Raw genomic sequence first — 9,471 nt, forward strand, 5'->3', positions numbered from 1 at the left:
GGTGCCCGGGAGACGGTGCCCGCACCGGCTGCGCGGGACCCGGAGCGGCCCCTGACCCGGGTGGAGGCCCGGCGGCAGGCCCGGCTGCGCAGGCCGAGCCCCGCGACCGTCGCCAGCCGGGCCATCGGCGAGGTGTTCATCACCACCGGCGTTCTGATGCTGCTGTTCGTCACCTACCAGCTGTGGTGGACCAACGTCCGCGCGCACGCCCAGGCCGGCAGCGAGACGCACCAGCTCCAGGACGACTGGGCCAGCGGCAAGCGCAGTCCGGGCGTCTTCGAACCGGGACAGGGCTTCGCCATCCTGCACATCCCGAAGCTGGACGTGGTGGCGCCAATAGCGGAGGGCGTCAGCAACAAGAAGGTGCTCGACAAGGGCATGGTCGGGCACTACGGCGAGGCTCCGCTGAAGACGGCGATGCCCCAGGACCGGACCGGCAACTTCGGTCTCGCGGCGCACCGCAACACGCACGGTGAGCCGTTCCGGTACATCAACCGGCTCCGGACCGGCGACGCGGTCGTCGTCGAGACGCAGGACACCTACTTCGTGTACAAGGTGACCTCGATGCTTCCGGTGACCCCGCCGTCCAACACGGGCGTACTGGACCCGGTGCCCCCGGGCTCCGGCTTCACCGAGCCCGGCCGCTACATCACCCTGACCACCTGTACGCCGGAGTTCACCAGCAAGTACCGGCTGATCGTCTGGGGCAAGATGGTCCAGGAACGCCCGCGCAGCAAGGGCAAGCCGGACGCGCTCATCGAGTAGGGCTCAGCGAGTAAGGGCAGAGGAACTGTGGCAGCGACCGCCGACGAGACCGAAGAGACCACGGACGCGTCCGAGCCCGGTCCGGCTCCGGGCCGCCGGCGCCCCGGCCGGATCGCGCTGGCGGTCAGCGTCTTCGGGGAACTCCTCATCACGGCGGGCGCGTTGCTCGGCCTGTTCGTCGTCTACTCGCTGTGGTGGACGAACGTGATAGCCGATCGCCTGGCCCACCACGAGGCCGACAAGGTGCGCGAGCACTGGGCGCGGCAGGACACCGGCCCGGGCGCGCTCGACACCAGGGACGGCATCGGGTTCCTGCACGTCCCGGCGATGAAGAACGGCGAGGTGCTGGTCGAGAAGGGCACGGACACGGACGTCCTCAACGACGGCGTGGCCGGCTACTACACCGACCCGGTCAAGGCCACGCTGCCCATGACCGGCAAGGACGGCAACTTCGCCGTCGCCGCCCACCGGGACGGCCACGGCGCCAAGTTCCACAACATCGACAAGCTGGAGAAGGGCGACCCGGTCGTCTTCGAGACACGGGACGACTGGTACGTCTACAAGGTCTTCTCGATCCTTCCCGAGACCTCGAAGTACAACGTCAAGGTGCTGTCGCCGGTGCCGAAGGAGTCCGGCACGACGAAGCCGGGCCACTACATCACCCTGACGACCTGCACCCCCGTCTACACCTCCCGTTACCGCTACGTGGTGTGGGGCGAACTGGTCCGCGTCGAGAAGGTCGACAGCGCCCGCACCCCGCCGGCGGAACTGCGCTGACGCCCCGGTGAGACGGGAGTGGGCCCCGGCCGGGAAGGTTCCCGGCCGGGGCCCACGTGCGTCCGGCGGAGGCGTCAGCCGGTGACACCACCGAAGAAGTTGGTGCCGCCGTTGTCGTTGTTGCCGCCGCCGTTGCCACCGTTGCCGCCGTTGTCCCCGCCGCCGAAGCCGACCGTGGTCAGCGTGATCGTCGCGCTCTTGGGGTCGGAGGGGGTGTTGGCCGGCGGATCCTGCTGGGTGACGAACGCGTTGTCGTCGTCGGAGCTGCCGCCCGCGAACTGGATGTTGTTGAAGCCGGCCTGCTGAAGGATGTTCCTGGCGTCCTTCACCCGCTGCCCGACGACGTTCGGCACCGGCGTCTGCTGCTGCTGGGCCTTGCCGACGTTGATCGTCACGTTGGTGTTCTTGGTGACTTCCTGGCCCGCCGGCGGGTTGGTGTTCTGCACCTTGCCGTCCTGGGCGGGGTCGGTGACCGGAGTGTCGGCGCAGCTCGGCACCAGGCCCTGGGCCTGCAGTTCGGCCTTCGCCTCGTCGCAGCTCTTGCCGGTGACGTCGGGGACGGCGATCTTCTCCTCGGGCTTGGCGACCTTCAGGGTGATCGTGGTGCCCTTCTCCTTGGTGTCACCGCCCTTGGGGTCCTGGTCGATGACCACACCCGGGGTCTGGGCGGACACCTCGGTCTGCTTCTCGACCTCGAAGCCCTTCTCCTTGAGCTGGGACTCCGCCTGGTCGAACTGGATGCCGCGCACGTCGGGCACCTGGATCTTCGGCGCACCCGACGACACCACCAGGTCGACCGCGGCGCCCTTGTCGACGTCCGTGCCCGCCTCGGGGCTCTGGGAGCAGATGTTGCCCTTCGGCTGGTCCTCGCACTCCTTGCGCGTGGTCGCGCCCAGTTTCAGGTCGGAGTTCTCCGCCATCTTCCGGGCCTCACCGAGGGTGTGACCGACGAAGTTCGGCGCCTTGACGGACTGGTCGTCGTTCCCGCCGCTGAACGCCCACTTGCTGATCAGGATCGCGCCGACCAGGACCAGCAGGCCCGCGACCACCAGCAGGATCGTGGAGGTGTTGGACTTCTTCTGCTGGCGGCGGCGGTCCGGGCGGTCGTCGTAGCCGTAGCCGCCGTCGTCGGGGCTCATGGGGGGCAGCATGCTGGTCGCCCCCGCGCCCGCGTCCGAACGCAGCGCGGTCGTCTGCTGGTCGTCCGGGTAGCCGCCGTAGCCCACCGCGCCGAGCGCGGCCGTGGCCGCGACGGGCTGGCCGTCCAGGCACGCCTCGATGTCGGCGCGCATCTCGTCGGCCGACTGGTAGCGGTAGTCGGGGTCCTTGACCAGGGCCTTGAGGACGATCGCGTCCATCTCGGGCGTGATCTCGGGATCGAAGACCGACGGGGCCTGCGGTTCCTCACGGACGTGCTGGTAGGCCACGGCCACCGGGGAGTCGCCCACGAAGGGCGGCCGTACCGTCAGCAGTTCGTAGAGGAGGCAGCCGGTCGAGTAGAGGTCGGACCGCGCGTCGACCTGCTCGCCCTTGGCCTGCTCCGGCGAGAGGTACTGGGCCGTGCCGATGACCGCCGCGGTCTGGGTCATGGTCATCCCGGCGTCGCCCATGGCGCGGGCGATGCCGAAGTCCATCACCTTGACCTGGCCGTTGCGGGTCAGCATGACGTTGGCCGGCTTGATGTCACGGTGGACGATGCCGCTGCGGTGCGCGTACTCCAGGCCCTGGAGGATGCCGATGGTCATCTCCATCGCGCGCTCGGGCAGCAGCTTGCGGCCGGAGTGCAGCAGCTCGCGCAGCGTGGAACCGTCGACGTACTCCATCACGATGTACGGGATGGAGACCCCGTCGATGTAGTCCTCGCCCGTGTCGTAGACCGCGACGATCGCGGGATGGTTGAGCGAGGCGGCCGACTGGGCCTCCCGGCGGAACCGGGCCTGGAAGGACGGATCGCGCGCGAGGTCCGCGCGCAGCGTCTTCACCGCCACGGTGCGACCGAGCCGGGTGTCATGCGCGAGGTAGACCTCCGCCATGCCACCGCGGCCGAGCACCTGGCCCAGCTCGTACCGGCCGCCGAGGCGACGCGGCTCTTCCATAGCTACCTACCAGCCCTCTCCGTCGGTCCCGGCCGCGCACCCTTGTGCACGGCCGGAGGCTGCCGTCCGGGCCTACCGTACCCGGCTCGTTCTGTGTGACCTGGCCAAGCCCGGAACCCGATACAGGACCGGTACCGCAACGTGCAACGATGTGAAGGGGTTGTGAGCGGCATCACCCGCCGTGGCCGCCGGCGGTCACTTCTTGGAGTCGATGACCGCCTCCATGACGTTCTTCGCGATCGGCGCGGCCAGGCCGCCACCGGAGATGTCGTCGCGGTTGGCCGCGTCGTCCTCGATCACCACCGCCACGGCGACCGGCGAGCTGCCGTCGGGCAGCTTGGCGTAGGAGATGAACCAGGCGTAGGGGTTCTCGCTGTTCGCGACACCGTGCTGGGCGGTACCGGTCTTGCCGCCGACCTTGACGCCGTCGATCTTCGCGTTCGTGCCGGTGCCCTTCTCGACCACCGTCTCCATCATGTCCTGCAGGATCTGCGCGTTGTCCGCGGACAGCGGCCGGCTCAGCTCCTCCGGCTGGGTCTTGGCCACCGGGTCCAGGTTGGAGGACTGCAGCGAGTCCACCATGTACGGCTTCATCAGCTTGCCGTCGTTGGCGACCGCCGAGGCGACCATGGCCATCTGCAGCGGGGTGGCGGCGGTGTTGTACTGGCCGATGGAGGACAGCGCGGTCTGCGACTGGTTCATGTCGTCGGAGAACACCGAGGCGGTGGCGCGCACCGGGGTGAACTGCTCCTCGTCGAAGCCGAACTTCTTCGCCTCGGCGAGCATCTTGTCGTTGCCGAGGTCGGAGCCGATCTTGCCGAAGACCGTGTTGCAGGAGTACTGGAGCGCGACCCGCATGGGCGCGTCCTTGCACGGGATGTTGCCCTCGTTCTTCAGCTCGGTCGTGGTGCCCGGCATGGTCCACGGCAGCGGCGAGTCGGTCTTCTCGTCGGCCGAGGTGTACTTGCCGTTCTCCAGCGCCGCCGCGGCCGTGACCACCTTGAAGGTGGAGCCCGGCGGGTACGTCTCGCGCAGCGCCCGGTTCAGCATCGGGTCGGCGGGGTTGTACTGCTTCTGGAGCTTCTTCCAGGCCGCCGCGTCGTCGTCGCTGTTGCCCGCGAAGGACGACGGGTCGTACGACGGGTAGGAGGCCAGCGCCAGGATCTTGCCGGTGGACGGGTCCAGCGCGACCACCGCGCCCTTGCCGCCCTGCTTCCTCAGGCCGTCGAACGCGGCCTTCTGGGCGCCGGCGTTGAGCGTGGTGATGACGTTGCCGCCCTGCTGCTGCTTGCCGGTGACCATGTCCAGGGTCTTGCGGAAGAACAGCCGGTCGTCGTCGCCGGTGAGGATGCCGTCCTCGAGGGACTCCAGCTGGGTGGCGCCGAACGCCTGCGAGGCGTAGCCGGTCACCGGGGCCCACATGGGCCCGTTCTTGTAGGTCCGCTTGAACTTCAGGTCGTTCAGACCGGTCTTGCTGCTCTCGGTGGACCCGGTGATCGGGTTGCCGCCGACGATGATGTTGCCGCGCGGGTTGGCGTAGCGGGCGATGGTCACGCGGCGGTTCTTCGGGTCGTCCTTGAGGCTGTCGGCCTTGAGGTACTGGAGCCAGTTGTCCCGCAGCAGCAGGGTCAGCACGAGCAGACCGCAGAAGAGCGCGATACGGCGCAGGGGCTTGTTCACGAGGGACGCACCACCTGGGTCATCTCGGCGTCGGGGTTGCCGGCGGGGGTGGGCGCCGGACGGCGGGCGGTGTCGCTGATGCGGATCAGGATGGCGATCAGCGCCCAGTTCGCCAGCACGGAGGAACCGCCGTACGCCATGAAGGGCATGGTCATACCGGTCAGCGGGATGAGACCCATGACGCCGCCGGCCACCACGAAGACCTGGAGGGCGAAGGCGCCGGACAGGCCGATGGCGAGCAGCTTGCCGAACGGGTCGCGGGCGGCGAGCGCGGTGCGCACGCCGCGCTCCACGATCAGGCCGTAGATCAGCAGGATCGCCATGATGCCGGCGAGCCCCAGCTCCTCGCCGAAGGTGGCGAGGATGAAGTCGGAGTTGGCCGCGAACTTGATCAGGTCCGAGTGGCCCTGTCCCCAGCCGGAGCCCAGGGTGCCGCCGGAGCCGAACGCCCACAGCGCCTGCATGGCCTGCTCGGAGTGGCCGAACTTGCCCGCCTGGCTGAGGGTGTACTCCTTCATCGGATCCATCCAGGCCTGGACACGCATCTTCACGTGCGGCTCGAAGCTCGCCACGCCGACCGCGCCGGCGGAGGACATCAGCAGACCGAAGACGATCCAGCTGGTCCGCTCGGTGGCGACGTACAGCATGATGACGAACATTCCGAAGAACAGCAGCGAGGTGCCGAGGTCGGTCTCGAAGACCAGGATGAGGATCGAGATCGCCCAGACGACCAGGATCGGTCCGAGGTCACGGCCGCGCGGCAGGTACAGGCCCATGAAGCGGCGGCTGGCGAGGGCCAGGGCGTCCCGCTTCACCATCAGGTAGCCGGCGAAGAAGACGGCGAGGGCGATCTTCGCGAACTCACCGGGCTGGAGCGAGCCCAGTCCGGGCACCCGGATCCAGATCTTGGCGCCGTAGATGTTGGCGCCGAGGCCCGGCACCAGCGGCAGGATGAGCAGCACCAGGGCGCCGAACATGGAGATGTACGTGTAGCGCTGCAGGACGCGGTGGTCCTTGAGGAAGATCAGCACCACCACGAACAGCGCGATGCCCAACGCGGTGTACAGCAGCTGGCGGGGCGCGGCCGTGACGAAGTTGGGCAGTGACTGCAGCAGCTTCGACTGGTCCAGCCGCCAGATGCACACGAGCCCGAGCCCGTTCAGGAGGGTGGCCAGCGGCAGCAGCAGCGGATCGGCGTACGGCGCGAACTTCCGCACTCCGAGATGGGCCACTCCCGCGAGGAGACCGAGGCCGAGCCCGTAGCTCAGCAGGCCCGCGGGTACCTGGTCGTTGATGGCCAGGCCCACGTTGGCGTAGGCGAACACCGGGATGGCCACGGCGAAGACCAGCAGGGCCAGCTCCGTGTTGCGGCGGCTCGGTGCGCCGATGGCGCCGATCGTGGACGTGTGATGCGTCGGCGAGTTCGTAGTACTGCTCATCGTGTGACAGGGCCTCTCACGGCTTGCCTACTGCTTACCGCACAGCGAGACGACCTTCTGCTCATCCTCCGAGAGAGTGGGGCCGGGGCTGGGGGTCGCGGACGGGGTCGTGGACGGAGACTTCGAGGGGGACGCCGGGGGCGTCTTCGACGTCGACGGGTTCGGCGTCGGGGATGCCTTCGTGAAGGCGGCGTGCGTGACGGCACCCGTGGTGCCGCGCGAGCCGCTGGTGCCGGACGTCTTGTCCCGGCCGTTCCTGGCGTCGCGCCGCGCCTTCTCGGCGGCCAGGCGCTCGGTCTGCTTGCGGCAGGCGGACGCCTGTACGGACAGCTCCTGGACCTTGGTCCGGGCCGCCTCCAGGCCGCCCTCCGCGATCGTGGCCTCCACCTGCTTCTGCTGGTACGGCGGCAGGTACTTGAGTTCGATCTCGGGGTGGTCCCGCTCCACCTTCGACAGCGAGACCCAGGCCAGGTCCTGGCTGATCCCGCGGTACAGCGCGACGTGCTCGTCCTTGGTGCCGACGTAGTACTGCGTCTGGGTCCAGCGGTAGCCGCCGTACAGACCGCCGCCGATCACGGCGAGGACGAGGGCACCGTAGAGCGAGGTCCGCAGCCAGCGGCGCCGCTTGCGCGGCTTGCCGAAGTCGCCGTCGGCGTAGTCGTCGAAGCCGCCCTCCGGGGCGTAGCCGGGGGCGTCGCCGGAGCCGGGCGGGCCGAACTCGCCGCCGCCGTGTCCCTGGCCCTGGCGGCCCAGGTGGGAGGCGCGGCCGGCCGGCGTCTGCATGATGCCGTTGTCGTGCAGGTGGTGCTGGTTCTCGGCGACGGCGCCGACCACGACCGGCTGGTCCGACAGCTGACCGGCGAGGGTGTCCCCGGTGTCCAGGTCGAGCACGTCGGCGACGATCACGGTGATGTTGTCGGGGCCGCCACCGCGCAGCGCGAGCTGGATCAGCTCCTGCACGGTCTCCTGCGGGCCCTGGTAGCTGGCGAGGGTCTCCTCCATCGTCTGGTGGGAGACGACGCCGGACAGCCCGTCGGAGCAGATCAGATAGCGGTCGCCGGCCCGGACCTCGCGGATCGACAGGTCGGGCTCGACATGGTCACCGCTGCCCAGGGCGCGCATCAGCAGCGAGCGCTGCGGGTGGGTGGTGGCCTCTTCCTCGGTGATCCGGCCCTCGTCCACCAGACGCTGCACCCAGGTGTGGTCCTGGGTGATCTGCGTGAGCACACCGTCACGGAGCAGATACGCGCGGGAGTCCCCGACGTGCACCAGACCGAGCCGCTGGCCGGTCCACAGCAGCGCGGTGAGGGTCGTGCCCATGCCTTCGAGCTGGGCGTCCTCCTCCACCATGGCGCGCAGCTGGTCGTTGGCGCGCTGCACGGCCACGCTGAGGGAGGTGAGGAGGTCGGAGCCGGGCACGTCGTCGTCGAGCGTGACCAGGGTGGAGATGACCTCGGAGGAGGCGACCTCGCCGGCCGCCTGACCGCCCATGCCGTCGGCGATGGCGAGCAGGCGCGGCCCGGCGTAACCGGAGTCCTCGTTGCCCTCCCGGATCATGCCCTTGTGCGATCCGGCGGCGAAGCGCAGTGACAGACTCATGCGCACCTCGCCCGTCGGCTCCGGGTACAGCCGGTCGTGTCGAGCCACACTTCCCACCCTCCGGTCGGGAGCGCGCCGGAGACCGGGTGGCGGCCTGCCGCTGCGTGCTCGCTCCGCTCGCGCTCACTCATGATGTAGCACTACTTCCGCAGCTCGATTGCGGTCTTGCCGATGCGGATCGGCGCGCCCAGCGGGATCGGTGTGGGAGTCGTCAGCCGGGACCGGTCCAGGTAGGTGCCGTTGGTGGAACCGAGGTCCTCGATGATCCACTGGCCGTCGCGGTCCGGGTAGATCCTGGCATGGCGGCTGGAGGCGTAGTCGTCGTCCAGCACGATCGTGGAGTCGTGTGCCCGGCCCAGGCTGATGGTCTGGCCCTGCAGCGCGACGGTGGTGCCGGTGAGTGTGCCCTCGGTCACCACCAGCTTGGTGGGGGCGTTGCGGCCACGCCGGCCGCCGCCGCCCTGCTGGGCGCGCTGCGGAGGCGGAGCGGCCTGCTGCCGGGCCTGCTGGCGGCCCGACGGCTGCGGCCGGGCCGCTTCCCTACGCGATCCGCGCTGGGTGACGCGCGTACCGAACAGGTCGCTCCGGATGACCTGCACGGCCACGATCACGAACAGCCACAGTACGGCCAGGAAACCCAGCCGCATGACCGTGAGGGTCAGCTCTGACATTGCCCCCGCTTCACCCTTCGGCTTGCCTATAGATAACGGTGGTACTGCCCACGACGATCCGCGAGCCGTCGCGGAGCGTAGCGCGGGTGGTGTGCTGCCCGTCCACCACGATGCCGTTGGTGGAGCCGAGATCCTGGATCGTCGAGGGCGTTCCGGTCCGGATCTCGCAGTGCCGGCGGGAGACGCCGGGGTCGTCGATCCGCACGTCGGCGTCGGTGCTGCGGCCCAGCACCAGCGTCGCACGGGAGATCTGGTGGCGGGTGCCGTTGATCTCGATCCAGTAGCGGGTGCGCGCGCCGCTCATGGGGGCGGCGGCGGGTCGCTGGGTGGCGGGCTGCGGATAGCCGTACCCGCCGGGGCGCGCGCCGGGCGGCGGCGCGGACGGCATCGGCGGCGCGCCCGCCGGGGCGGCCGGCGGGTAGCCGTAGCCGCCGGGGGCGCTCT

8 protein-coding genes are annotated in these 9,471 nt (G+C 69.6%); 2 read left to right on the forward strand and 6 right to left on the reverse strand.

Annotated elements, in window-relative coordinates:
- The coding region (locus GT045_RS37705; RefSeq protein ID WP_237538267.1) for a class E sortase at window positions 1-765 on the forward strand (765 nt) is incomplete at its 5' end.
- Between the two features lie 27 nt (window positions 766-792).
- Complete coding sequence (locus GT045_RS37710; protein ID WP_161298376.1) at window positions 793-1,542, forward strand: class E sortase; 750 nt, start codon at window positions 793-795, stop codon at window positions 1,540-1,542.
- A gap of 74 nt (window positions 1,543-1,616) precedes the next feature.
- Here the strand turns inward: GT045_RS37710 and pknB are convergent, their stop codons facing one another.
- The 6 genes from pknB to GT045_RS37740 all read right to left on the reverse strand — a co-directional run.
- Complete coding sequence (gene pknB, locus GT045_RS37715) at window positions 1,617-3,638, reverse strand: Stk1 family PASTA domain-containing Ser/Thr kinase (protein WP_161298375.1); 2,022 nt, start codon at window positions 3,636-3,638, stop codon at window positions 1,617-1,619.
- A gap of 195 nt (window positions 3,639-3,833) precedes the next feature.
- Window positions 3,834-5,318, reverse strand: a complete 1,485-nt coding sequence (locus GT045_RS37720) for a penicillin-binding protein 2 (protein WP_161298374.1) — start codon at window positions 5,316-5,318, stop codon at window positions 3,834-3,836.
- The gene (locus tag GT045_RS37725) at window positions 5,315-6,757 is read right to left on the reverse strand and encodes an FtsW/RodA/SpoVE family cell cycle protein (RefSeq protein WP_161336969.1); all 1,443 of its coding nucleotides are present in this window, start codon (window positions 6,755-6,757) and stop codon (window positions 5,315-5,317) included. The genes GT045_RS37720 and GT045_RS37725 overlap by 4 nt, the downstream gene beginning before the upstream one ends.
- Window positions 6,758-6,784: 27 nt before the next feature.
- On the reverse strand, window positions 6,785-8,356 hold the full coding sequence (locus tag GT045_RS37730) for a Stp1/IreP family PP2C-type Ser/Thr phosphatase (RefSeq protein ID WP_202516702.1): 1,572 nt from the start codon (window positions 8,354-8,356) through the stop codon (window positions 6,785-6,787).
- A 140-nt stretch (window positions 8,357-8,496) separates the two neighbouring features.
- Window positions 8,497-9,027 carry an FHA domain-containing protein gene (locus GT045_RS37735; RefSeq protein WP_161298372.1) on the reverse strand — a complete coding sequence of 177 codons (531 nt, stop codon included), beginning with the start codon at window positions 9,025-9,027 and terminating at the stop codon, window positions 8,497-8,499.
- Between the two features lie 10 nt (window positions 9,028-9,037).
- On the reverse strand, window positions 9,038-9,471 hold a 434-nt coding region (locus GT045_RS37740; protein WP_161336970.1), incomplete at its 5' end, for an FHA domain-containing protein.

The organism is Streptomyces sp. SID486, assembly GCF_009865385.1.
Taxonomy (GTDB): domain Bacteria; phylum Actinomycetota; class Actinomycetes; order Streptomycetales; family Streptomycetaceae; genus Streptomyces.